19 protein-coding genes and 3 pseudogenes are annotated in these 23,073 nt (G+C 68.2%); 14 read left to right on the top strand and 8 right to left on the bottom strand.

The features are described from left to right. Positions 1–499 precede the first annotated feature (499 nt). From QMZ92_RS32810 to QMZ92_RS32795, 4 genes and pseudogenes are all read left to right on the top strand, one after another. Positions 500–2,050, top strand: a complete 1,551-nt coding sequence (locus QMZ92_RS32810; RefSeq protein WP_283301218.1) for a DUF8189 domain-containing protein — start codon at positions 500–502, stop codon at positions 2,048–2,050. Positions 2,051–2,769: 719 nt separating this feature from the next. Continuing rightward, complete coding sequence (locus QMZ92_RS32805; RefSeq protein WP_283301217.1) at positions 2,770–3,606, top strand: transposase; 837 nt, start codon at positions 2,770–2,772, stop codon at positions 3,604–3,606. Next, complete coding sequence (locus QMZ92_RS32800) at positions 3,600–4,115, top strand: hypothetical protein (protein WP_283301216.1); 516 nt, start codon at positions 3,600–3,602, stop codon at positions 4,113–4,115. The genes QMZ92_RS32805 and QMZ92_RS32800 overlap by 7 nt, the downstream gene beginning before the upstream one ends. After that, positions 4,096–4,698 (top strand): annotated as a pseudogene (locus QMZ92_RS32795) (IS3 family transposase); the annotation flags it as partial. The gene QMZ92_RS32800 and the pseudogene QMZ92_RS32795, both read left to right, overlap by 20 nt. Positions 4,699–5,098: 400 nt before the next feature. Here the strand turns inward: QMZ92_RS32795 and QMZ92_RS32790 are convergent. After that, a complete protein-coding gene (locus QMZ92_RS32790; protein ID WP_283301229.1) occupies positions 5,099–5,959 on the bottom strand; it encodes a DUF4394 domain-containing protein in 861 nt (286 codons plus the stop codon). Positions 5,960–6,314: 355 nt separating this feature from the next. On the opposite strand from QMZ92_RS32790, the gene QMZ92_RS32785 reads away from it, so the two are divergent. Continuing rightward, a complete protein-coding gene (locus tag QMZ92_RS32785; RefSeq protein ID WP_283301215.1) occupies positions 6,315–7,559 on the top strand; it encodes a PucR family transcriptional regulator in 1,245 nt (414 codons plus the stop codon). Here the strand turns inward: QMZ92_RS32785 and QMZ92_RS32780 are convergent. From QMZ92_RS32780 to QMZ92_RS32765, 4 genes and pseudogenes are all read right to left on the bottom strand, one after another. Continuing rightward, positions 7,528–8,373 (bottom strand): annotated as a pseudogene (locus QMZ92_RS32780) (SDR family oxidoreductase). The gene QMZ92_RS32785 and the pseudogene QMZ92_RS32780 sit on opposite strands and share 32 nt — an antisense overlap. Before the next feature lie 5 nt (positions 8,374–8,378). After that, on the bottom strand, positions 8,379–8,579 hold the full coding sequence (locus QMZ92_RS36160) for a hypothetical protein (protein WP_502962192.1): 201 nt from the start codon (positions 8,577–8,579) through the stop codon (positions 8,379–8,381). Positions 8,580–8,590: 11 nt separating this feature from the next. Then, on the bottom strand, positions 8,591–9,508 hold the full coding sequence (locus QMZ92_RS32770) for an HAD family phosphatase (protein WP_502962191.1): 918 nt from the start codon (positions 9,506–9,508) through the stop codon (positions 8,591–8,593). Between the two features lie 52 nt (positions 9,509–9,560). Further along, entirely contained in the window at positions 9,561–10,274 is a 714-nt protein-coding gene (locus QMZ92_RS32765; RefSeq protein WP_283301214.1) for a ScbR family autoregulator-binding transcription factor, read from the bottom strand. Positions 10,275–10,499: 225 nt separating this feature from the next. On the opposite strand from QMZ92_RS32765, the gene QMZ92_RS32760 reads away from it, so the two are divergent. The 6 genes and pseudogenes from QMZ92_RS32760 to QMZ92_RS32740 form a co-directional block, all read left to right on the top strand. Next, positions 10,500–10,856, top strand: coding sequence for a transposase (locus QMZ92_RS32760; RefSeq protein ID WP_349307786.1), 357 nt, complete (start codon positions 10,500–10,502; stop codon positions 10,854–10,856). After that, a complete protein-coding gene (locus QMZ92_RS32755) occupies positions 10,853–11,692 on the top strand; it encodes an IS3 family transposase (RefSeq protein ID WP_283301212.1) in 840 nt (279 codons plus the stop codon). The genes QMZ92_RS32760 and QMZ92_RS32755 overlap by 4 nt, the downstream gene beginning before the upstream one ends. Further along, positions 11,652–14,123, top strand: coding sequence for a SpoIIE family protein phosphatase (locus QMZ92_RS32750; protein WP_283301211.1), 2,472 nt, complete (start codon positions 11,652–11,654; stop codon positions 14,121–14,123). Before QMZ92_RS32755 ends, QMZ92_RS32750 begins: the two co-directional genes overlap by 41 nt. Positions 14,124–14,187: 64 nt before the next feature. Further along, complete coding sequence (locus tag QMZ92_RS36615; protein ID WP_502962190.1) at positions 14,188–14,607, top strand: IS3 family transposase; 420 nt, start codon at positions 14,188–14,190, stop codon at positions 14,605–14,607. A 914-nt stretch (positions 14,608–15,521) separates the two neighbouring features. Further along, positions 15,522–16,778: a protein-glutamine gamma-glutamyltransferase gene (locus QMZ92_RS32745; protein ID WP_283301228.1), complete on the top strand. Its 1,257-nt coding sequence runs from the start codon at positions 15,522–15,524 to the stop codon at positions 16,776–16,778. A gap of 164 nt (positions 16,779–16,942) precedes the next feature. Continuing rightward, positions 16,943–17,784, top strand: a pseudogene (locus QMZ92_RS32740) (transposase family protein); the annotation flags it as partial. A gap of 40 nt (positions 17,785–17,824) precedes the next feature. Here QMZ92_RS32740 and QMZ92_RS32735 read toward each other — a convergent pair. The 3 genes from QMZ92_RS32735 to QMZ92_RS32725 form a co-directional block, all read right to left on the bottom strand. Next, positions 17,825–18,421 (bottom strand): HAD family hydrolase, encoded by a 597-nt coding sequence (locus QMZ92_RS32735; RefSeq protein WP_283301210.1) that lies wholly within the window; start codon positions 18,419–18,421, stop codon positions 17,825–17,827. 119 nt (positions 18,422–18,540) lie between these two features. Beyond that, entirely contained in the window at positions 18,541–20,460 is a 1,920-nt protein-coding gene (gene htpG / locus QMZ92_RS32730; protein ID WP_283301209.1) for a molecular chaperone HtpG, read from the bottom strand. 107 nt (positions 20,461–20,567) lie between these two features. Then, positions 20,568–21,218 (bottom strand): type III effector protein, encoded by a 651-nt coding sequence (locus QMZ92_RS32725; protein ID WP_283301208.1) that lies wholly within the window; start codon positions 21,216–21,218, stop codon positions 20,568–20,570. A 128-nt stretch (positions 21,219–21,346) separates the two neighbouring features. On the opposite strand from QMZ92_RS32725, the gene QMZ92_RS32720 reads away from it, so the two are divergent. The 3 genes from QMZ92_RS32720 to QMZ92_RS32710 all read left to right on the top strand — a co-directional run bounded on the left by QMZ92_RS32720 (position 21,347) and on the right by QMZ92_RS32710 (position 22,773). After that, on the top strand, positions 21,347–21,778 hold the full coding sequence (locus QMZ92_RS32720) for an Hsp20/alpha crystallin family protein (protein WP_283301207.1): 432 nt from the start codon (positions 21,347–21,349) through the stop codon (positions 21,776–21,778). A gap of 96 nt (positions 21,779–21,874) precedes the next feature. Further along, positions 21,875–22,270, top strand: a complete 396-nt coding sequence (locus tag QMZ92_RS32715) for a DUF2267 domain-containing protein (RefSeq protein WP_283301206.1) — start codon at positions 21,875–21,877, stop codon at positions 22,268–22,270. A 122-nt stretch (positions 22,271–22,392) separates the two neighbouring features. Continuing rightward, positions 22,393–22,773 carry a DUF2267 domain-containing protein gene (locus QMZ92_RS32710; RefSeq protein ID WP_502962193.1) on the top strand — a complete coding sequence of 127 codons (381 nt, stop codon included), beginning with the start codon at positions 22,393–22,395 and terminating at the stop codon, positions 22,771–22,773. Positions 22,774–23,073 lie beyond the last annotated feature (300 nt).

Here is a 23,073-nt window from a genome sequence, read left to right as displayed (position 1 = left end):
CGTCGATCACGGCGGCACGCACGTCCGGCAGGCCGGCTCCGCGGCGTTCTCCCGGGGAGGGAACCGTTCGGCGCGGCCACAGTCGGCCACTCCCACTTGCGCCGTCGGCACGTCACCCCGCCGGAACCTGATCGTCTCGGTCAGTACGACCGCACCCTGCACACCCCTGAGCAGGGCGCAGACGACTCCGTGTGCCGCAAGGTCATCCACCCGAGCGGCCCGCGCCCGTGCTTGCGAGCTCCCTGTGTCCGTGTCCGTCAGAACATCGCGAACCTCAGCGCACAGTGCCGACCCGGGCATGCACCCCGCGGCCCCGCGTCCTGCCTCAGTGGTGCGTCCGACCACCGCATCACGGCTCCTGACGTCAGGGCGGACCACCGCGTGCACGAGGCCACTCCGTACCACCTGCCCGATTCACCGACGACCTGAACGCGAGCATCGGCCGTCTCCACAGGGCGTGAGAGGCGGCCCGTCCTTGACGGAGGAGATTCCCCAGATCATGACCAGACGGCTCACACAGCGCACCGTCGCGCTGCTGTTCCTCGCCCTCTCAATGGCGCTTTCCGGCATGGTTCTCACCGCGGGGAGGGCTGCCGCGGCATCGGACGTGGACGGTCCCATCACCCGCGCCGAGATCCTCAGCCGCGCGCAGTACTGGGTGGACCGCAGGGTCCCCTACGACCAGGGCGGCTACTACCCCGACGTCCAGGGGAAGACCTACCGGACCGACTGCTCCGGTTTCGTGTCGATGGCACTGCATCTGTCCTCATCTCCCAGCACTGTGACCCTGCCGAACTACCTCGTCCCGATCGGCTGGGAGGACCTGCGGCCCGGGGACGTCGTCGGCACCCTCGGCCCCGGAACCGCCGGGGACGCGGGACACGTGGTGATCTTCACGGGCTGGGCCAACGCGGAGCACACCCGCTTCTCGAGCGTGGAGGAGATGGGCGGCGCAGGCGCCGTCCACTATGAACGGTCCATCAACTACCCCACCAACGGTGGCCAGTTCAGGGCCAAGCCCTACCGCTACAGGAAGGTCATCGAGGACGCCGGCTCTGTCGGTGCTGCCCCGGAGGAGTCGGGGCGTGTGGTGTCGGCGCGTTCGTCGGACGGGCGCCTGGAGGCGTTCGCCGCAGGCCCGGACGGCGTCTACCACGCCTGGCAGACAGCGGCAAACGGAGCCTGGTCGCCATGGCAGTCCCTGGGCGGCCCCCACAACGCCCAACTGGCGATCGGCCCGAACGCGGACGGACGCCTCGAGCTGTTCGCCATCAACGACAACACGTTCCAGCACCGCTACCAGACGGCACCATCCGGTGGCTGGTCCTCCTGGGAGACCTTCGGCGGCGCAGGCCGTGACATTGCCGTGGGCGCGAACGCCGACGGCCGACTCGAAGTCTTCGCCTCAGGACCGGTCGGCGTCTTCCACAAGTACCAGACCGCGCCCAACAGCGGTTGGTCCGCCTGGGAATCCACCGGCGGCGGACCCCCGAACAGCCGCATCGAGATGGAGAAGGCCCCGGACGGACGCCTTGAGGTCTTCGCACTCAACAACGAGACCTTCCAACACCTCTACCAGACCGCACCCAACAGCGGCTGGTCCGCATGGAACGACTTCGGCGGCGGCGGACACGACGTCACCGTCGACCACAACCAGGACGGCCGACTCGAAGTCTTCGCCTCAGGACCGGTCGGCGTATTCCACAAGTACCAGACCGGACCGGCAAGCTGGTCGCACTGGGAACCCACCGGCGGCCCCGCCAACTCCCAACTCACCACCACACGGACACAGGACGGCCGAGTAGAAGCCTTCGCCATCAACAACGACATCGCCCAACACCTCTGGCAGACCCACGCCAACGGCCCCTACAGCCAATGGACCGACTTCGGCACCGGCGGAACAGAGATCACCGCCACCACCAACGCCGACGGCCGCATCGAAGTCTTCGGAACCAGCCACGCCGGCGTCCACCACAAATGGCAGACCGGCTTCTCCACCTGGTCCGACTGGACCTGGCTCAACACCACACCAGGCCCCGCCCTCGACTGACACACCCCTGTGTTCTCGGGAGGGCCATGCATCGGATCAGCAGGGGCCCTGCCGCGGACCTCGGCCCGGCCTCCCCTATCGCTGGTCCATCACTGCTCGTGCTGACCTGCGATTCTTCCGGGACGGCGTAGGCGGCCGTTCTCCCCGCTTCGCGATGCCACGTCACGAGGTCGGAGAGAACGGCCGCTGCGTAACAGGTCCCGCGCCGGGTAGGCGGAATGACGGCGAATTCACCAGGGTGCGGATCCCTCCAGGGGAAGGTCGTTGTGTCAACCCCCTGGAAGCGTAGAGACCTCTCTATGCGGCCTTGCCCCTGTAGGGGGGCTGGGCACGCTGCTGACTGATCATCTGCTCGAACTCCACCGGCGGTAGTCCGCCGGCCCGGCTGTGCCTGCGCTTGGTGTTGTAGAAGTCGGCGATCCATGTCGCGATCTTCAGCCTGGCCCCGGTAGGGTAGCGAAGTGGTGCCGGTGGATGTACTCGACCTTGAGCAGACTGTTGAACGCCTCGGCGGCGGCGATGTCGAAGCATGACCCGACCCGTCCCATGGACTGGACCACGCCCAGCCGGTCGCACAGGCTGTTGTACGACGCAGGCGTGTAGTCACCGGATTCAAGACTCCGTTGGCCGATTCGCTGAATCGCCTTTCTGATCTTGGACGGTGGGCCAGTCTGGTGAGGACCGGCTCCAACTCGCGGGGAAGCAAGGAGGACTCGGCGATGTCGCTGCGTCCGGTTGCTGTCCCGCCTGTTCCCGAGACGACCGCGCGGGTGGCGCGTGCCGTGTTCCGCAAGAGTTGTCTGGCCATGCGGGTACGCGATGAGCTGGGGCCGCTGTTCTGCGACGAGCAGTTCGCTTCTGCCTTCCCTCGGCGGGGTGGTCCGGCGCTCTCGCCGGGACAGCTGGCGATGGTCTCGGTGCTCCAGTTCGCCGAGGGACTCACCGATCGGCAGGCCGCGGACGCGGTACGGGCGCGCATCGACTTCAAGTACTGCCTGGGTCTGGAGCTGGATGATCCGGGTTTCGACTTCTCGGTGCTCAGCGAGTTCCGTGACCGGCTGATTGCCCATGGCCTGGAGGAACAGGTGCTGGACACCGTGCTGGAACGGCTGTCCGGACTGGGGCTGCTGCGGGCCGGCGGACGGCAGCGCACCGACGCGACCCACGTGCTGGCGGCCGTGCGTGCTGGCGGCCGGATGGAGTTCGTCGGAGAGACGATGCGGGCCTCCCTGGAGGCGCTGGCGGCCAGCGCTCCGAGCTGGCTCGCCGACATCGCCCGGCGGCATCCGGCCTGGGAGAAGCGTTACGGGGCCCGCTGTGACTCCTACCGGATGCCCAAGGGTGACAGTGCCCGCGAGGAGTGGGCACGGACGGTCGGTGAGGACGGGTTCGCCCTGCTGGAAGCGGTGCATGCGCCGGGAGCACCACAGTGGCTGCGGGAGATTCCGGCGGTGCAGGTCCTGCGGATGGCATGGGTCCAGCAGTACCACCGCGATGGTGAGGGGTGCGCTGGCGGGAGGGCAAGGACCTCCCGCCGGGCAGGATTCGGATGGTGAGTCCGTATGACGTGCAGGCCCGCTACAGCGTCAAACGCGGTGCCGGCTGGGTCGGCTACAAGGTTCACCTCTCCGAGGTCTGCGAGCCCGGTACTCCTCATGTGATCACCAATGTCGCCACCACCGACGCGACGGTACAGGACACCGAGATGACCGATCAGGTCCACCAATCCCTGCAAGCACGTGAGCTGCTCCCTGCCGAGCACCTGGTGGACTGCGGCTACACCTCCGCGTCTTTGCTGGTCCAAGCCCGGAATAACTACGACGTGAACCTCCTTGGCCCCCTCCGCACGGACACCTCCCCGCAGAAGCGGCAGGCACCCGAAGTCGCCCAGGAGGCATTCACCATCGACTGGGACACCCCGCGGGTCACCTGCCCACAAGGGCATACCAACGCGGTCTGGTCCGCGCAGCGGCGCAACATTCGTGGTGTCCCCATCGTTCAGGTGTTCTTCCGGCGCGAGGACTGCGATGTGTGTCCCTTGCGTGAGGCATCTACGGCGCCGTAAGCGCACCACGGTCCCGGACCGGCTCGCCCCGCCCGCCCCGGACCTCGTGCGCCGTGACTTCTCCGCCGGGCGCTTGGACGAGAAGTGGTGCGGCGATATCACGTACGTGCAGGTCGGTGGCTCGTGGCTGTATCTGGCCTGCGTCCTGGACATCTGCTCGCGCCGGGTGCTCGGCTACTCGATGGCCTCGCACATGCGCGCCGAGCTGGTCATCGACGCCATGACGATGGCGGTGGCGACCCGTGGCGGCCACGTGGACGGGGTGATCTTCCACGCGGACAGGGGTTCGCGGTACACGTCGGCCGCATTCACGCAGGTCTGCGACGGGTTCGGGATCCGCAGGAGCATGGGCCGCGTCGGCTCGAGCTATGACAACGCCCTCGCCGAGTCGTTCTGGCAGGGACTCAAGAGGGAGACGATGCACGAGAGGCTGTTCTCGACGATGCGTCAGGCAAGGCTGGAGATCTTCGAGTGGCTCACCTACTACAACGCCCGCAGGCGCCACAGCGCACTCGACTACCTCTCGCCAGTGGAGTTTGAACAGCAGCATCTGCGAGCAGCTAAACTCTCAATCGCGGCATGAGCCCTGTGTCCACACTCCGGGGGACGCCTCAATAGTCCGGCCGCCGCCCTCGATGCGGACACGCGGGTACGACCCGATACGCTTCTTCACCTGGAGAGTGCTTCTTCCCGTGCAGCCAACAGGACCCTAGACAAGTCCCATCGTTGCAGGTCAGGAGCACTCTCCGCTTATTTGATCAAGCCTCGGACACCCCACCTTGTGAAAGCGCGAGGTTAAGTTGACACACCCTCGCAGCCCAAACTCGGGCCTCCAGGCCGCTGAATTGTGTCGAACCCGTGGTTCGCATAGCGCCGGTTCGCTCCGTGGCCGGGGCCGGGGATGGCCGGGCGGGTGGGGGTCGCCGGCAGGAAGGGGGCAGAGCGCTTCGCCGAGTCCGCCGGGCAGTCGGCGGCGGCCGGGCTCAGGACCCGGTGAGGGAGATCGCCAGGTCCGCGATGTTCAGCGGGAAATGGCCGACGGAGGTGGCCTGGCCGGTGAGGACGTTGATGCTGTACAGCGAGGGGGTAGCGGCGCCGTACGGCGTGAGGGTGGCGAAGGCGGCGTTGTCGACCGTCTTCCCGCCGGACAGGGTGCTGTAGATGTCCATGCCGGCGTTGATCCCGGCGTCGATGCCGAGGCTGCCAGTGGGGGCGAGCGTACCGTTGTTCGCCGGGGACTGGAGGACGATCTGGTCGCTGCTCGTGTTGATGTCGACCAGTGTGGTCCCGGTCGCCGCGTTGAGGTCGTTGTTGGTGTAGGCGGCGGCCGAGACGCCCTTGGTCGTGCCCTCGACGGGCGGGGTGGTGAGGTTCAGGTCCTGGATGGTGCTGTGGTCGTTGAGATTGTGCCGCAGGTTCTGGCCGCTGTCGCTGATCACGCGCAGGCGGTCCGCCGCCGGGTTGAAGTCGACGCCGAAGTTGGCGCCGTGCAGCGCGTACTGGAGCTGGGACACCTTGGTGACCACGACGTCCGCGGTGGTCGGCGGGGTCTTGATCGTGTAAATGCCGCCCTTGTTACCGACGCCGTACATCAGACCGTTCTGCACCCGGAAGTCGATACCGATCAGGCTGGTGTCGCCGCTGAGGCCGGTGACGACCCGGACCCAGTCGAGCACCTGCGGCCGGTCGGTCGTGAACGTGGCCATCAGGGTGCCGTCGCCGCTGATCCCGAACGCGCGCAGGCCGGGCCCGACAGTGGGGGCGGGGGTGGAGGCGGCCGAGCTGGCGCCCGCCGTGCCGAGGACAAGGGCCGTCGACGTGAGCACGACCGCGACCGACACCATGACGCGCTTTCCCGCGCCTGTTTTCATCGGAGTTTCCCTCCCATTGAGGAGAGCGCCGTTCGAGGCGCCCGACTGATAGTCCCGTGTCCACTGCACGCGCTGATCACCGCAGCCATTCCGGGAGTCGCCCGGAACGGCTCGTGAGGTGTTCCTCCCGAGCCGTTCACGCGGTTCCCATTAAGGCTGCTACACGACTCCTCCACAAGCAGAACCATTGACGACAACGCCCGGACCCAGGAACTTTGCGCACTGTCACAAAGCCCCGCCGAGCACTCGCCGCCGCTTTGCGCGAAGTGATGAACGCCGTCCGGATCCCACCTGTCGGGCCTTCGCCCCGCATGACATGCTGGCTCCCATGGGGAGCCTCTTCGCCCATCTGGCCCGGCGGGCGCCGGCCAACGCCCGCCGTGAGGTTGAGACATACACACGGGAGATCCCGGAGCTCCGGTTCCTGGACAGGGCCCCCCGGGCGCGGGCCAGGACGCTGGAGCACGCGATGTGGCTCCGCCGCCGGACCATCGAACTATCGCCATACAACGAGGAGTTGAACGAAGACGATCTCAGCCGCATCGCATCGATGGGAGAGCTGCGGGCAAGTGCCGGGATGTCGCTGGACGCGCAGCAGAGGGTGCTGCACGTGCACACCGCTCTCATGCTGCGTGAGATCACCGAGGCCACCGAGGCCGAGAGCGGCGGAGATGTCGACGAGCTCATACGCATGATGGCCTGGTTCGCCCCGCAGAGCGAACGCGGTATCGACGCCTACCGCCAGGGATTCCTACGCGTACTGCGCCGCCAGCATTCGTACACCGAACAGGTCGCCCTGCTGACCCGGTCGCTACTGAACGGGGACCCGACTTCGGCGGAACTCGCCGCAGCAGTCGGTATGGAACTGCCGGAACGCTGCGCGGTGACGGTGTTCCGCCTTCCGGAACGGCCCACCGCAGGTCATTTCCTGGAAAGCGAGATCGGGGTGCTGGTGAAGAGCCACCGAGTGCCCGTCATGTGGGGACCGGAGGGCGGCGACGGGAGCGGGGAGCTGATCGCCCTGTTTCCCCTGTTCTCCGGCGCCGCGGCGGCGGAGAACGCACCGCTGCATCCGGTCCCCGGCCTCCTGCCCGACGCCGCCCCCGACCACCTGCCGGATCTCGCCCAGGACTTCGCCCGGGCCCTCGGCCGCCCCTGCGCCGTCGGCACGGCCACCGCACCACTGCCGGAGCTGTCCGGCGCTCTGGACCGCGCCCGGCGGATCAGCCGGGCAGCCCCGCTGCACCGGGCGCCCTCCCGGCTGCGGCCGCACACCCTGGCGGATGTGTTCGTCGAACTCGCCGTCGCCGACGTGCCGTTCGTCGACGACTGGATCCGCACGGTGGCCCGCCGCCTGGAGACCGGTCCCGACCTCCTCGGCACCCTCGACGCGTACTACCGCCACGACATGCACCGCGGTGCCACAGCGAGCGCGCTCAACGTCCACACCCGTACCCTGGACTACCGCCTGCGCCGGGTCCGCGAACTCACGGGCATCGACCCCGGCTCGACGCGTGGCGTTCGCACGCTCAGCGCTGTCGTCACCCGGCGCGTGTCGGGAGCGTGGCGCTGATCTCGCCCGGCGCACCGGACCTGTGGCGGCCTGCCGCGGCGTCGTCGATACGGTGGCGCAGCCGCCGCATCCCGCGCAGCCGGCGGTCGGTGTCGGCCGCGCGGTGGGCGTAGTGGTCGCGTACCTCGGTGTGGGGAAGGATCAGAAAGCGCCCGTCCGCGAGCCCCTTCATCACCTCGTCGGCCACGTCCTGCGGGTCGAGCACCGAGGCGCCGACCACCTCCTTCGCGGCGGCGTCCGACCGCTCGTACATCTCGGTGCGCACACCCAGCGGGCACACGACCTGGACCGTGACGCCCCCGTCGCAGTAGTTGGCCGACAGCCACTCGGCGAAGGCCAGCGCGCCGTGCTTGGACACGGAGCAGGGCGCCGACTCGAGGTGGGTGAGCAGGCCGGCCCCGGAGACGGTGGCGACCAGCCGGCCGCGGCCGCGTTCCAGCCAAGGTCCGATCAGATGGCGGGTGGCACGGACGTGGCCCATGACGTTGACCTGCCAGACGCTGTCCCACACCTCCTCCGGTGCGTGCTCCGAGCCGCCGGGTTCGATCCCGGCGTTCGCGCAGTACAGGTCGATCTAGCCGAGGTGTTCGCGCGCCGCGGCGCTGAGCGCGGCCACGCCCTCCTCGGCCCCCGCGCCGCCCGGTACGGCGAGCCCGCCGATCTCGTGGGCGACCCGGGCCGCCACACCGGCGTCCACGTCGTTGATCACGAGCCGGGCGCCCTCGGCGGCGAAGCGGCGGGCGGGTGCCGTCCCGATACCCGACCCCGCCCCGGTGACCACGACACCGGCGTCCTCGAGGTCCATGGCCGCCATCGGGCTCACTGGCCTGCGACGGCGAGCACGAGCTTGCCGTGGTTCTCGCCGCGGAAAAGCCTGAGCAGCGTGTCCGGGAAGGCGCTGCCCCCGCCGTCCACCACGTCCTCCACGGAGATGAGCCTGCCCTCGGCACGCCACTCGACCAGCTGAGCGACGACCTCGGCGTAGCGGTCGGCGTAGTCGAAGACGACCATGCCGGTCATGGTCGCGCGGTTCACGAGCAGCGACAGGTAGTTGCTCGGGCCCTTGACCGGTTCGGTGTTGTTGTACTGCCAGATCGCGCCGCAGACGATCGCCGGTACCTGGTGGCGCAGGCAGTTCCACACCCATGCAGGTCGACGTCGACGGTCTGCTCGTACGTCCTGTCGTCGATCTCGTGGAGCGGGGTACCGGCGGTTACGAAGCCGGCGTTGTTGAACGCCGCATCCAGCTTGCCGAACGTGTCGACCGCGGCCGACACGGCCCGGGCGTCGACGGCATGCAGCAGTGCCTCGTCGACCGCGTGCAGCGAGTCCACCAGGTGCCGGACCCCGGCCTGCGCCATCAACTGCCGCTGGAAACTGTGCTCGAAAGGGCTGGGATGGCCGATGAACGGCATACCGAGCAGCCGTGCGGACTCCGCGACCCTGGCCACGTCGTCGATGACCAGCACCCGGTCGTGCTCGAGGCCGAAGTACTCGGTGGCGATCTCGTGGAGGCCGGGGCGGAAGCCGTCGGTGCAGATGTAGCCGGTCCCGTCGAACAGTTCGGCGTGCTCGCCGAGGAACGTATCGAAGTGGTCCTTGGCCAGTCCGCCGTAGCAGACGGTCTCAAGGCCCAACTCCCTCAGCCGCAGCACGAGTTCGAGAGCGCCCTCGTTGACGTGCACCGGGTGCGTGGCCACGTACCGCGCCCGCTCCTCGAAGTACGCGTCGAGCGCCTCCTCACCGCTCATGGTGCCGCCGACCGCCTCGGCGAGCAGCCGGCCGGCGACCGCGCGGGGCTGGGAGAAGATGCTGCGTTCCAGCTCGACCGTGTACGAGCAGCCCCGGCTCACCAGGAAGTGGTGAATGACCGGGCTGAAGGTGTCGCTGAGCATGACACCGTCGATGTTGACCGCGCCCAGGCGCAGGTGTGCAAGACCGTGACCCATGTGAACCCCCTGTCGGTGCCGCAGCCACCACCGCGGCCCATGTCGCGCGGCCTCAGTCGACCACGTCGGCGTTCCGTCCGACTTCGCTGTCGGCGGCCTCGGCCGCCGTCCCCCGCGACGCGCCGACGGCCTGGATGACCGTCTGCACGCGTGCCGGGTTCACTTCGGTGCGGGCGATGACGGCCGGAACCGCGATGCCCGGCAGGAGCAGCCGCCACATCCGCACCGCGCGGTCGGCGAGGTCCGCCCGGGCCTCGCTGGCGACCGACGAGTACATCTGCATGCCCGTGCACGCCTCCACCACGAACTCCGCGAGTTCGGCAGGCTCGACACCGGCCTGCAACTCCCCCTTGGCCACGGCCGCTTCGAGGCACTCGGTCATGATCTGGGTCCACTCCTGGTACGGAGTGACGTCCTTGACGCCGAACGTGCCCTGCTCACCGGTGAGGCGCACGCCCGCCCGCAGGAGCGGGTCCGCCCGGAGCTGGTACGCCCACACCATGGTGATGTCGACAAGCCGCTGCAGTCCCTCGGACTTCAGCCACGGGATGATCGACTCGGACTGGGCGTTCATGACCGCGCGGGCGAGGTCCTCCTTCGACGCGAAGTGGAAGTAGAGGGCCCCGGCGGTGACCCCCGCTCTCTTCAGGATGCGGTTGATGCTCGCGCCGGCGAAGCCGACCTCGTCGAAGACGTCTGCTGCCGCTCGAAGAATCGACTCGCGGGTCTGGATCGCACGCGCCTGCTGCGGCTGCTGCCGAGTCACCGCATCTCCCAATAAAAAAGAACGTTCCGTATGTTACTCGGCCCCTCCCCCGGCCGCCAATCGACCCGGACTCCTCACTCCACTTACCGGACCATCCGTAGGTTTCACCATTCACATCGGTCACCTTGGTAAATCATTGAGGGGCACTTCGCTAATCCATGCCACAAAACAAAACGAGCACTCTTTATTTTCTCCTCAAGAACGTCTGCAACACGCGTCACAACCGTGCTGGGCCCTGTGAGCCCAGAGGAAGCAGTGCCAGGTGGGAGGCAAGTACACGAAGCGGTGCTCGGAGGAGAGTACAAGCGGGACGCGGTCGCGCTCGTGGCGTCCTCGGGCCGAACGGTGACCGAAATCGCCCGGGAACTCGGCGTCAGCTCGGAGAGCCTGCGGGGCTGGGTGAAGAAACCGAACGGCAGCGGGCAGGCCGCCGCGGAGACGCCCGTGGCCGCCGGTAGCGGGCTGGATGCGGCCGAGCGGGAGGAGCTCAAGCGGCTGCGCAAGCTCGCCGCCGACCAGGCCAAGACGATCGAGATCCTGAAAAAAGCGACGGCCTTCTTCGCGAAGGAGAGCGACCGGTGAGCGAGGTGTACCGGTTGATCCGTGCGGAGAAGGCCCATTTCACCGTCGTCTTGCTGTGTGCCGTCCTCGGCGTGGCCCGCTCCTCGTACTATGCCTGGGAAGCCGGGGAGCAGGCCCGCTTGGTGCGCGAGCGTGATGACCTCGCCCTGGTCCACGAGATCACCGTCATCCACGTCGCGTCGAAGAAGACGTACGACGTTCCGCGCGTCACCGCCGAACTGCGCCGCCGGGGACACGTGGCGAACCGCAAGCGCGTCGAGCGGCTGATGCGCGAACACCGCGTCGTCGGTCACAGCCGTCGCACCGGGCGTCACAGCCTCACCCGTGCCGACCGCAAGGCCGCGCCGGCACCGGACCTGATCGGGCGTGACTTCACCGCCCCGGCCCCTGTCCTGCGCGTGGTCGGCGACATCACCCACATACCCAGCGCCGAAGGCTGGCTCTACCTGGCGACCTGGCTCGATCTGGCGACCCGAGAGGTGATCGGCTACTCGATGGCCGACCACCACCGCGCCGGCCTGGTCGTCGATGCCCTCGACATGGCCGCCGGCCTGGGCCATCTGGAAGACGGCTCAAGGCCCGTTGACACCTACCCCGACCTTCCCACCAGAGCTCCACTCGGCATCGGAATGAGGGATCCCCTTCGAGGCCGTCGCGACTGGGCAGCAGCGGTCAGCACGTCGCATCCGGGAAGTGTTCAGCGATCACCCTGTGTGATCAGGGTGGGTATCGCGCGAGCGGTTGTCGTCCGTCCTGCGGCACGGGATGCTGGGGAGCACGAAGGGAAGCGGTGTCATGAATCGTTTTCCGCATGCGGCGAACGTCGACTTCCATAGTCCCCTGGACCCCTCCAGGGCGGCCGCCGCGGTGCTGGACGACCAAGGCCGCATTGTCGGGTGGGGATCCTCTGCCCAGGGCCTCCTCGGGCACTCTCCCGAGGAGGCACTCGGCCAGTCGGCCGCCCGGCTCCTGGCGACGTCCTCCGGCCAGCGCCTGTCCGCCGCCCTCTGCAAGGCGCACCAGTCCCGCAGCCTCGTCCTGGACCTCCGCCACCGGGACGGACGCACGGTGCGCGCGGCTGTGGCGTTCAGCCCGCTGTCGCACCGGAGCGGAGCGGCGGCCGTCGTGATGGCTGCCGAGCTGGAGGAGCTCCGCAGCTGGGAAGCGCAGCTGGCGATGCTCCAGGGCCTGGCGACCGAGTCGCCCGTGGGCTTGACGATCTTCGATACCGACATGCGCGTCGTCTGGGGGAACGTCTCCACCGATCTGGAGCTCGGGGGGATCGCCCAGTACACCGGTCGGTCGGCCGCGGATCTCTTTCCGGAAGGCGAATTCATCTCCCGCCACCACCCCCCGGACGAGGACCAGGTGATGTACCACGTGCTGACGACCGGGGAACCGGTCGTCGGCATGCACTACCGCGGGCACGCCCCCGCCGACCCGGTGCGCGAGCACGTCTGGTCCTGCTCGTACCACCGGCTGCTGGACGCCCGGGGCGAGCCGCTGGGGCTGTTCGAGGAGTCCCTGGACATCACCGATCGCTACCGCGCGCAGGAACGGCTGTCGCTCCTGGTGCGGGCGGGAAAGCGCGTCGGCGCCTCGCTAGACGTGCGTCGTACGGCTGCGGAACTCGCCGACGTGGCCGTACCGCAACTGGCCGACGAAGTGCTGGTGGATCTGCCTCCGGCGGTCATCGAGGGACGACAGCCGCCGACGCGCTCGGCGCCGGGACACGGACTGCTGCGGATGCACGGCCGGACTCCGGAGGAGTTCCGGACCAGCCCCGTCTCCTACCCACCCTCGTCACTGCAGGCTCTGAGCCTTGCCACAGGCCGCTGCGTCGTCGGCGCCTCCCCTCCCGACGCAGCGGGCGAGGAGGAGTCGACCGCCTCGCACTCCTGCCTGTTCGTCCCTCTGCTCACCCGCGAGGCCGTGCTGGGCCTCGCCACCTTCCGGCGCAACAGCAACCCCGACCCCTTCGGCCCCGAGGAGCAGACACTCGCCGTGGAGCTGGCCGAGCGGGCCGCCGTCGGCATCGACAACGCCCGCCAGTACACCAGCCAGCATGCGGCAGCCCTGGTACTGCAGCGAAGTCTGCTGCCACGGCACCTGCCCCAACAGAGCGCGGTCGACGTTGCGTACCGCTACCTGCCTGCCGACAGCCGCGTGGGCGTGGGCGGCGACTGGTTCGACGTGATCCCGCTGTCCGGGGCGAGGGTGGGACTGACGGTGGGCGACGTGGTGGGCCACGGCATGCACGCCGCAGCGACCATGGGCCGGCTGCGCGCCACCGTACGGACCCTTGCGCTGCTGGACTTGGACCCGGCCGAGCTGCTCACGCGACTAGACGACCTGGTCGCGCAGGAATCGGAGCCCGACGCGGATGACGGACTGAGCGGTGAGGCGATGGTAGTGACCTGTCTGTATGCGATTTACGACCCGGTCAGCGGCCGGTGCGTCTGGGCCAGTGCGGGCCATCTCCCGCCGATGGTTGCCGATGCGAGCGGCTCGGTGGCCATGTCCCCGCTGACTCCGGGACCGCCCCTGGGGCTGGGCGTTCTGCCGTACGAGAACGTCGACCTGGACCTGTCCAGCGGCAGCGTGCTGGCCTTCTTCACCGACGGCGTCGTGGAGAACCGGGGCCAGGACATCGACAGCGGAATCGACCGCCTGGCCGAGGTGCTCACCTGGCAGCGATGCCCGCTGGAGGAATTGTGCGACCGGGCGCTGTCGGCCCTGCCACCCGGGCCGCAGGTGGACGACGCCACACTGCTGCTAGTCCGCACCCGGCAACTCGACGCCGATCAGGTGTCGGACCTGGAGCTGCCGTCCGATCCGGCCGTGGTGGCCCGCGCTCGTACGCTCACTGAACGCCAACTGAGCACCTGGGGCCTGTCCGAGCTGTCGTTCGCTGCCGAGCTCGTGGTGAGCGAACTCGTCACCAACGGCATCCGGTACGCCACCGGACCGGTCGTGCTGAGGTTGATCAGGGATCGCTGCCTTCTGTGCGAGGTCTCCGACAGCGCACACACCGCACCGCACCTGCGACGAGCGCGCCAGGACGACGAGGGCGGCCGCGGCCTGTTCCTCGTCGCCCAGATGTCCCAGCGCTGGGGCACGCGGTACACCGCATCCGGGAAGACGATCTGGGCCGAGCTCGCCATCCCCGAGGACTTCTGCCGGAATCAGAGGCAGGACGCCCCCCAGGGGCTGGATGCCCCGTTGAGCGCAGCCCGCGGCAATCAGCGCCTCGCCGGTCACGCGTGATCCCGCTGGCCGAGGGCGGCATCGCGGCTGCAGACCAGGCGTATTTCGCCGGGGAGACGCGCTGGTGAATTGCTTCCGGTTCGTCGCCGACCATCAGCGCCGTTACGGCGGGAAGCGGCTGTGCACCATCCTGGGCATCGCCCGCTCCAGCTTCTATTACTGGCGTCGGACGGTCGCGGACCGGGCCGCCCGGATACGGGCCGTGCACCGCGAGTCGGAGGGGACCTATGGCGTCCCCAGGATCACGGCCGAGCTCCGCGAGGCGGGCGAGCGCGTCAACCACAAGCGGATCGCGCGGCTGATGTGGGCCGTCGGCCCGGCGGGCGTGCGCTTCTCGCGTGGATGGCCGGAGGGGGCTTTACAGCCGTTTCGCAGAGGGGCCGGGAGAGTGACAGGGCTGCCGGCGGAGGTGAGGCGAGCGAGAGCTCGCGGTGGCGAATGGCGGAGATCTAGCGGTTCTGGGGAGCGGGCGTGGTTTGTATAATTCCGAACTGCCGCGTGCTGACCGCGGCTTCCGTATCTGGACAACCGTCTCTCTACGGGACTCTTCGTCCCGGTGAGCAGCGCATCGTCGAACTCTCCCCGGGATTCCCGACGTCACTGCCGCCGACCTCGCCGCAGACCATTTTCCTGGGGTGAGGAGAATGCTGCCGCTCCGTATCCGGAGCTGGGCGGGCTCGGAGCAGTGACCGAATACTGCCCTATATGACGGCGTGGCCGAATGTGGAGCCACTGTGTTGTCGGGGAGTTGGCACCGGGACATGATCTGTTCTCGTACAACCTGACTATTCACGCGGGAGTCGAGACGTGATGAACCAACCCCTCCGCAGGATGGACTGGACAACCTGCGGGCTGGCTTCCGACCTCTGTGTCCCCGGGGCCGCTGTGCAGGGGGCCGGTCCCTGAACCGTGGGCACCTTCGCACAGAGGAAGCCAAGGACGCTCCCCAGCCTGGGGCCCAACGCAGGCCATCTCGGTTTCCTCCGCGCTACGGACAACCGTGCACGCGCATGTTCACCCCGGTCGGGAGCGCCTGACGGCGTCGGCTTCATGGGCTCCGCCTCGCGCGCCGGGGTCCGCTACTGCAGCCCAGGCCACCCGGTCCGGGACGCGTCGTAGTCTCGGGGGCCCGAGGTAGCGGGCCGGCGGCCCTGCCCGATCGGGCCGGCTGGACCGGGCCCTGATCGTGGTGGCCTCCGGTCGGCTGAGACGACGTGGCCGTCTGTCCGGCGACTCACCACCACCGTCCCGCGCACCCTCCACGTGTCTCCCTCTGCCGGCGCCTTGCCGCCTCCGGTGCAGCGACGCAGGGGCGCGCTGCCGGGCCCCATGACTGCGTTGTCCCTCTGGCATGCCATCGCTTCATGACGCTTCATTGCAAAGGAGTTCGTGATCTTCATGCACAAACGCTCGAGATTCCTCGCCTTCACCACTGTGGGGGTAGTGGTGTGCACCGCTGGTTTCTTACCGTCGGTCAGCCAGGCCGCCGACAGGGTCGAGGGGGAGAAGAGGGGGTCATTCGCCAAGGAGCACGGCCTGACCGCAGATGATGTCAGGCGCATCAACGCACTGAACGAGAAGGCTCTGAGTCTGGGTCAGCCCGGCAAGCCCTCAGGGGCGTCACTGCCGAGTGCCATGGAATCCCTCAGGGCCTCCGCGGCGGCAAGCGGCAGGGTGACGCCTCCAGCCGAGCCGCTGGACAGCATGCCTGACGCGTACCGGGTGTACGGGGGCAGGGCGACTACGGGCATCAGCAACTACATACGCAAGTGGCAGCAGGTATACAGCCACCGCGATGGTCAGGCACGACAGATGACCGAAGAGCAGCGAGAACAGCTGTCCTACGGTTGCGTGGGCATCACCTGGGTCAACTCAGGCCCCTACCCGACGAACAAACTGGCGTTCGCCTCCTTCGACGAGAACAAGTACAAGAACGCTCTGGAGAACACCACTCCCCGGCCAGGCGAGACGCGGGCCGAGCTTGAAGGGCGCATCGCCAAGGAGAGCTTCGACGAGGGAAAGGGATTCAAACGGGCTCGTGATGTGGCATCCATCATGAACAAGGCCCTGGAGAACGCACACGACGAAGGGGCTTATCTCAATAACCTCAAGGCGGAACTCACAAGGAAAGACGACGCTCTGCGCAACGAAGACGCCCGCTCGAATTTCTACTCGGCTCTAAGGAACACCCCTTCCTTCAAGGACAAGGATGGGGGCAACTACGACCCGTCCAGGATGAAGGCGGTCATCTACTCCAAGCACTTCTGGAGCGGACAGGACCCGCGGAGCTCCTCCAGCAAGAGGAAGTACGGCGACCCGGAGGCCTTCCGCCCCAACCAGAGCACAGGCCTGGTCGACATGTCGAAGGACAGGAACACCTCGCGCAGCCCCGGCAACCCCGGCGAAAGCTATGTGAATTTCGACTACGGATGGTTCGGTGACCAACACGAAGCAGATCACAACCAGACTGTGTGGACCCACGCCAACCACTATCACTCGCCCAACGGAGGCATGGGCCCGATGAAGGTATACGAGAGCAAGTTCCGGAACTGGTCCGCCGGATACGCAGACTTCGACCGCGGAACCTATATGGTTACGTTCATACCCAAGAGTTGGAACACGGCCCCCGCCAAGGTGACGCAAGGCTGGCCGTAACGCCTGCCCCTTACAGGAACACGGAGCCTTTCCCGGTAACCGGTGCTCACCGACCGTGACGGTTCGGCTCGCGGTGCCACTCTCTCCGCACTCAAGTCCGGCCTGGCGCAAGGCCCCTGGTAGGAATGATCTTGCGACGGAAGGATCCGACCGAGGGGCCTCACATGTCGACCGGTGTCATATGGACCGCCGTGTTCGATGGGCGACTGTCCACCGCCGAGCATCTGGCCCGGCTGCTGCGAGACCGTCGGGCTGAGATCGGCACCCGCCGGGGACGGCGTCCGCTGGGCTGCTCCCGGCAGGCCGTGCTCGTCCTGTGCTGGTTCAACGACGGGCCTGGCCCAACTTGACTGTGACAACGGCCTGTCGACCTCCGCCGCCTACCGTACCTGCGCGAAGGGCTGGCCGTCCTGGCAGCCGGGGCACCAGATCTCGACACCGCACTGCGGCGCGCGCAGGAGGCCGGACTGACGCATCTGAATCCGGACGGCACCACAGGTCCGCACCGATCGCGTCGCCGCCGTCGGGACCGACGGCGGCGACGCGATCGGCCCCGACGGCGCGGACCTGTGGTGGTCCGGGAAGCACCGGCATCATGGCGGGAAGGTGCAGGTCATCTCCACCCCCGACGGCTGGCCGCTCTGGATCTCGCCGGTCCTTCCGGGTTGCGAGCACGACACCACCTGTGCCCGCCACCACGGCCTGGTCGGCACCTGAACGCCCTCGCCGCCGAGATGGGCGTCCCGACCCTGGTCGACCTCGGCTACGAGAACGCCGACGACGGCTTTCGCCGCCCGATCAAGATGCCCGCGGGCGGCATGCCGACGAGGCCCAGCAGACCTAGAACAAGGTCATTCGGGGTGTCCACGGCGTGTGCGAACGCGCCGACTCTCTGCTCAAGACCACCTTCAGGGCTCTGCGCCAGGTCGGCCTCGACCCCAGCCGCATCACGAAGGTCGCCGCTGCGGCCCTCGTTCTGCTCCAACTCGAGTACGGCCGAACTGTCCGACCGATCACGCAACGTCATGGTCCAATACCGGCAAGGCTCACTGCCCGCCGAGTCCGAGCACAACAGCCACGTACAGGCTCACGGACACCGTCAGAAGCAGAAAGCTGAGAAGCGTGTGGACGACGAGACCTCGCCCCGGGGCAAGGCCCAGATGGGCCCGGGCCGCACGGCTCACCCGGGGCCCGGGGACACCCCGCGCGGCGTTCGCATCCGCTTTCTCGATCGCTCGGCGCAGCTTCCTGCGGCTTCTCTCGGTCGTGATGCCAAGGCGTACACCATGGGTGTCGCGCACCACGAGGGCGCGGTATGCGCTGCCGTACGAGAAGGTCGTCAGCAGCCGAACCGTGGCGATTCGGTTCAGGTCGACGGACCGTTCGCCGGTCAGGGTGCGAGCGGTCAGGCTCGACGACGAATGCCGGAACGGGGCCTGCTCCTCGCACAGTGTGGGGAGGAGGACGGAGCCGACGATCACGCACAGCAGGCCGAGCACGATGGGTGTGCCTTCGGGAACCGCCCCCGTCCGGGCCAGTCCATAGCCGCCGAAGGGCAGCAGAAGGACCGTCACCGCCAGGCCCGACCCCATACGCGCACGGGCCACGCTGCGGGCCGCGGCTGCTTCCGTTGTTGCTTCCACCGAACATCCCCCGCTTCTGCCGGCAGGCACCGGCATGCATGCGCGGCAGATCTTGCCGCGAGGCCGGGGTGGGTGGGTGCGACCGGGCGCGCTTCGGCCTCGCCGGGCCGCACCCATGGTTACAGAGTGCGGTTCAGGTGGTCGGTGAGCAGCCGGGTGAAGCGGGCAGGGTCGGGCAGGTCGCCGCCTTCGGCGAGCAGCGCGCTGCCGTATATCAGCTCGGCGATCTCCGCCAGTGCGGGGTCGTCGGCATTGGCGTTGTGTGCTGTGCGCAGGGAGGTGATCAGCGGGTGTGCGGGGTTGAGTTCCAGGATCCTCTTGACGGTGGGCAGTTGCTGTCCCGTCGCCCGGTACATCTTCTCCAGGGTCGGGGTCATGTCGTGGGCGTCGCCGACGATGCATGCCGCCGAGGTCGTCAGGCGTGACGACAGGCGGACCTGCTTGACCTGCTTGGACAGGGTGGTGGTCAGCCACGGGAGGAGGGCGGCGTAGTCCTGCTCGCGCTGGGCCTTCTCGGCGTCGGTTTCCCGGCCGTTGTCGGCGGACTCGTTGAGGTCGACCTGGCCCTTGGCGATGGACTGCAGTCGGTGGCCTTCGAAGGCCGGAACCCGGTCCACCCATACCTCGTCGATGGGGTCGGTGAGGATCAGGACCTCGTACCCCTTGGCGGCGAAGGCCTCCATGTGCGGGGAGTTCTCCACCATCGCGCGAGTCTCGCCGGTCAGGTAGTAGATGGCGTCCTGGCCGTCTTTCATGCGCTCGACGTACTCGCGCAGGGTGGTGGTCTTCTCCGGGTCGTGTGTGGAGGCGGCCGACACCAGCTCGAGCAGTGCCTCGGTGTTGTCCGTGTCCTCGACCAGGCCTTCCTTCAGCGCCCGGCCGAACTGCGTCCAGAGCTTCGTGTAGCGCTCGGCGTCCTTGGACTGCATGTCCTTGATGGCGCCGAGGACCTTCTTGACCAGGCGGCGACGCACGCCGCGGATCTGGCGGTCGTGCTGGAGGATCTCGCGGGAAACGTTCAACGACAGGTCGTGGGCGTCCACGACACCCTTGACGAAGCGCAGGTAGTTGGGCATGAGGGCTTCGCAGTCGTCCATGATGAACACCCGCTTGACGTACAGCTGCACGCCGCGCTTGGTCTCGCGGGAGAACAGGTCGAAGGGTGCCTGCGAGGGGATGAACAGCAGCGCCTCGTACTCGAAGGTGCCTTCGGCGCGCATATGGATCGTCTCGGCCGGGGGCAGCCAGTCGTGGCTGATCTGCTGGTAGAACTCGTTGTACTCGTCCTCGGTCACCTCGGTGCGCGGCCGGGCCCACAGCGCCTTCATCGAGTTGAGCGTGTCGACCTCGATGGTGGTCTCACCCTCGGTGTCGGTGCGCTCGGTGGCCATCCGGATGGGCCAGCGGATGAAGTCCGAGTACCGTTTGACGATCTGACGGATCTTCGACGCGGACAGGTAGTCGGCGAGCCCGTCCTCGCGGTCGGCGGGCTTGAGGTGCAGGGTGACCGAGGTGCCCACGGGCAGGCCGTCGACGGTCTGGAGGTCGTAGGTGCCCTCGCCGTCGGACTCCCACTGGGTGCCGGAGTCGGTCCCGGCTCGCCGGGTGCGCAGGGTGACCTTGTCGGCAACCATGAACGCCGAGTAGAAGCCGACGCCGAACTGCCCGATCAGGCTCTCGGCGGTGGCGGCGTCCTTGGACTCCTTGATCTTCTCCAGCAGGCCGGCGGTGCCGGACTTGGCGATCGTGCCGATCAGCTCCACGAGATCGTCCCGGCTCATGCCGATTCCGTTGTCGCGGACGGTCAGTGTGCGGGCGTCCCTGTCGACCTCCAACGAGATGTGCAGGTCTGTGGTGTCGAGCTTGACGAGGCTGGAGTCGGTCAGCGATTCCAGTCGTAGCTTGTCCAGTGCGTCGGAGGCGTTCGAAATCAGCTCGCGCAGGAAGATGTCCTTGTTCGAGTAGATCGAGTGAATCACCAGTCGGAGCAACTGGCGTGTCTCGGCCTGGAATTCCAGCGTCTCGACACTGCTACCCATGTGGGGTCCTTTCTGTGGGAACGTCATTGAACGGTTTGGACTCGGGCCGGGACGAATCGTTGCCCGCCGTCGGCGCGGTTCGGCCAGGCCGGACTGCACGGTGGGAGTCAGGCATCGTCAGCTGCTGTCGCCGTGAGCCGGTCGGCGAGTGCGTCCAGGCATTCGGCGAGGTCGGTGTGTTGGGCATCGAGGTAGGGGCGCATGCCGGTCAGAGGGGCGATGAGCTCGGCAGCGTCGGTGGCGCCGAGGGCGGCATGCAGGGCGGCCTGGGCTGAGCGTGCTTCGGGCGCGAGGTGGTCGAGCGAGGTGATCTGTCCGGCGAGGCGGCGCAGGTCGGCGGCGTTGGCGCGGGCCCAGGTGGCGGCGGCGCGTTCGGCGGCCCTGGCCTGGCGGGTGGCCGTCACGCGCTGCTCGCCGGTTGTGCCGACGGCGCCGGGGCGGCCGCGCAGGTACCGGCGTTCGGCGGCCTGGCGGCTGGCGACGCCGAGAGGGCCGGCGAGGTCTGCCCAGCTGGCGCCCGCGGCGCGGGCGGTTTCGATCAGGCCGGTCTCCCATCCGGCGAGCTGCTCGCGCACCTGCCGCAGCAGCATCAGGGAGGCCAGTGCCTGCTCGGGACCGGGGCCGGCGGTGTCGGGGGTCTCGTGCCGGGCATCGCGCAGGGCGTCGTCTATGGCGGCAAGGGCCGCCGCGGCGGCGAGGAACGACGCCGGGTTGTGGGCGTCGGTGCTGGTCGTGGGCGGCTGGTCGGCTGCGGTCATGGGCACCTCCCTCGGTTGGTCATCGCATCGACGACACCGTGTTTGTCATCCATCGGATGACATGTTACAACGGTGTCAGTGAAGCGCATTGGCAGCAACCGCCTGAACCTGCTGGAGGTGTTCTCACGATGTTGATGCGTACTGACCCCTTCCGTGAGCTGGACCGGCTGGCACAGCAGATGATGGGCCCGGGCACCTGGGCGAGGCCGTCGGCGATGCCGATGGACGCCTACCGCGAGGGCGACGAGTACGTGGTGGCCTTCGACCTCCCCGGCGTCACCGCGGACGCGATCGACATCGACGTCGAGCGGAACATGCTCACCGTCAAGGCCGAGCGCCGGCCGCCGGCCAAGACCGACGACGTGCAGATGGAACTGTCCGAGCGGCCCCTGGGCGTCTTCTCCCGCCAGATCGTGCTCGCCGACACCCTCGACACCCAGCACATCCAGGCCGACTACGACGCGGGCGTGCTCACCCTGCGCATCCCGATCGCCGAGCGCGCCAAGCCCCGCAAGATCTCCGTCGGCGTCGGCACCGGACACAAGGAGATCTCCGGCTGACACCAGCCCGGAGACGGTGCGGAGGACGGGCACCTGATCTCCCCCTCCCCCGCCCTCCGCACCCCCGTGGAAGGCCCGAAGAGGAAGGGGCGGCCGATGACCCTGCGACACCAGACGTTCCTCGACCGCGTGACGGAGCGCGGCGAGTACGACACTCCGGAGGAAGCCGATCGTGCGGCCCGCGTGGTGCTCGCCCTGCTCGGCGCACACCTGGTCGGCGAGGTCCGCGCCCAGCTCGCGGCACGCCTGCCGGAGGGCTTCGCGCTGATCCTGCTCAACCCGCTGACCAGCGCCGAGCCGCTGTCCCCAGAGCGGTTCGTCCGTGCGACCGCCGCCTGGATCGAGGGCGCCACCGAGCAGACCGCGACCTGGGACGTCAGCGCCGTGCTGTCCACCGTCGCCGACACGGCAGGAGAGGACCTGATGGGGCAGATCCTGCTCCAACTCCCCGCCGGCTACGACCTCCTCTTCGGCCGCCCCCAGCCCACCTGACCACGACCGGGCGTGCCGCACCCGGCACTCCCATGGCTCCCTGAAAGGCACACACCACAGTGACCTCCGACGCGCGCCTACCACTTGAGCACCAACAGCCGTACGGCACGGCGTACGAGCAGATGCTGGAGAAGGTCCGCTACGAGGGCGCCTACCCCACCCGCGAGCGGGCCGACGAAGCCGTCCGCCTGGTCCTCGCAGGGCTCGGGCGTCAGCTCACCGGCGACGAACGCGTCGACCTGGCCGCCTGCCTGCCCCCGGAGGCCGCACGCGTGATGACCGCACAGATCCCCGACACCCAGCCGCTGACCGGCTGGGCCTTCGTCAAGGACCTCGCCGCCCGCTCCGGCGCCTCCCCGGCCACCACCCGCTGGGACACCGGCTCCGTCTTCGCCGCCGTCGCAGCCCACGCCGGCCCCGACCTGATCACCCGAATCCTCCTTCATCTCCCCACCGGCTACGGCATGCTGTTCGGCCACGCCGAACTCAACCCTGCTGCGTAGACGGAGAGATGGGCGCTCGGGTCCCGAGGTCCCCGAGGCGACCACTACCGCTTGCCGGCCGCCCGCAACGACGTGCTGGCGTGTGCCGTCGAGCACATCAGGTGCCACGGCCATGAAGGCCGTTTCCAGCCGATGAGGGGTCTGTACGGTGAGTGGTGCAGCTCCCCGGCTGGAAGCGGCAGTTGACTCCTGACGTGACTAGATGAGTGAGTCCGATGTGTGCGCTGGTCGCAACCATGGCGAAGGGCGCCCGTTGGTCAGTGTGTGAAGACAAACCTGGACGCCCTTCTGGCGGCACTG

Source organism: Streptomyces sp. HNM0645, assembly GCF_030056615.1.
GTDB classification, from domain to species: domain Bacteria; phylum Actinomycetota; class Actinomycetes; order Streptomycetales; family Streptomycetaceae; genus Streptomyces; species Streptomyces marianii.
Note: the sequence above shows the minus strand (reverse complement) of the source record. Positions and strands in the feature narration are given on the sequence as shown.